Origin of the sequence: Rhodococcus sp. ENV425 (genome assembly GCF_002887785.1) — a bacterium.
Taxonomy (GTDB): Bacteria; Actinomycetota; Actinomycetes; order Mycobacteriales; family Mycobacteriaceae; genus Rhodococcus; species Rhodococcus aetherivorans.
On record NZ_PCZU01000160.1, the window covers coordinates 1 to 1,145 of the forward strand.

1 protein-coding gene and 2 pseudogenes are annotated in these 1,145 nt (G+C 68.6%); all 3 read left to right on the forward strand.

Going from position 1 to position 1,145, the window contains the following annotated elements; genetic code table 11:
- Positions 1 to 370 (forward strand): annotated as a pseudogene (locus CQZ88_RS13330) (cytochrome ubiquinol oxidase subunit I); the annotation flags it as partial.
- Position 371: 1 nt separating this feature from the next.
- Positions 372 to 599, forward strand: coding sequence for a hypothetical protein (locus tag CQZ88_RS13335; RefSeq protein WP_006947519.1), 228 nt, complete (start codon positions 372 to 374; stop codon positions 597 to 599).
- 255 nt (positions 600 to 854) lie between these two features.
- Positions 855 to 1,145, forward strand: a pseudogene (locus CQZ88_RS30995) (acyl-CoA desaturase); the annotation flags it as partial.

Here is a 1,145-nt window from a genome sequence, read left to right on the forward strand (position 1 = left end):
CGAGGGCATGCCGCGCCGCTACGCCGACTACCTGCCCTCGGACGGGTTCACCACCCTGAACATCATCTCGACCGTCGGTGCCTTCGTGCTCGGCGCCTCGACCCTGCCGTTCCTGTGGAACGTGTTCAAGAGCTACCGGTACGGCCAGGTCGTGACCGTCGACGACCCGTGGGGTTACGGCAACTCCCTCGAGTGGGCGACGAGCTGCCCGCCGCCGCGGCACAACTTCACCGAGCTGCCGCGCATCCGCTCCGAGCGCCCGGCGTTCGAGCTGCACTACCCGCACATGAGCGAAAAAATGCGGTCCGAGGCGCACGTGGGCTGGGGTTCGCACGCCCAGACCGCTCGCGCGATCGAGGGGAAGCACTGACATGGAGGACGGACGCCGGTTCCGCCGGTACACGACACTCGGCGAGACCCGCACCCGCCCCGACCCGACGGCCCTGCTGATCGCGATGCTGGTGCTGGCGGTGCTGCTCGCGTCCCCGTGGTGGCTGGCCCCGGCCCCGGCCGTGCTGCTGATCGTCGCGGCCCTCGCCGGCACGGTCGCGGTCGGTGCCACCAGCCGGAGGACGATCGTGCCGACCCGGTGGTCTTGACGTCCCGCCCGGGCTGAGTACTGCATCGACAGTGTCTGATGTGGGGGTGTGTGGTGGCGCGCGGGCACTGGTCCGGCCGGCGCTGCGCCAGTTCGACCAGTGCCGGCACCAGGCGGAGATTCCGTGGAGCATGTCGTCGCGCCCCTGCGGGAGCGTGGGTACGGCGCCACGGCGTGTGCACGCGAGGCTCCGGCCGCCACCACATCCTTACGGTGCCGTAACTTACGGTGTCGTAACTTACGCTAAGGTAGTCGCATGGCCATCTCAGATCTTCAGGAATTCGCGCATCTGACGGACGCGGATGTCGAGGCCCTCGGCCGAGAGCTCGATGCCCTCCGTCGCGACATCGAGGACTCCCGCGGCGAACGCGACGCCCGATACATCCGCAACACCATCAGGTTGCAGCGCAGCCTCGAACTCGCCGGGCGAGTGACCCTGTTCGGCAGCCGGCGCCGTCCGCTGTGGTTGCTCGGCACGGGTCTGCTCGGCGTGTCGAAGATCATCGACAACATGGAACTCGGGCACAACGTGATGCACGGGCAGTGG

Bases quoted from the DNA above. Each gene is read 5' to 3' on its own strand.
- CQZ88_RS13335 (WP_006947519.1), top strand. From the start codon at position 372: ATGGAGGACGGACGCCGGTTCCGCCGGTACACGACACTCGGCGAGACC.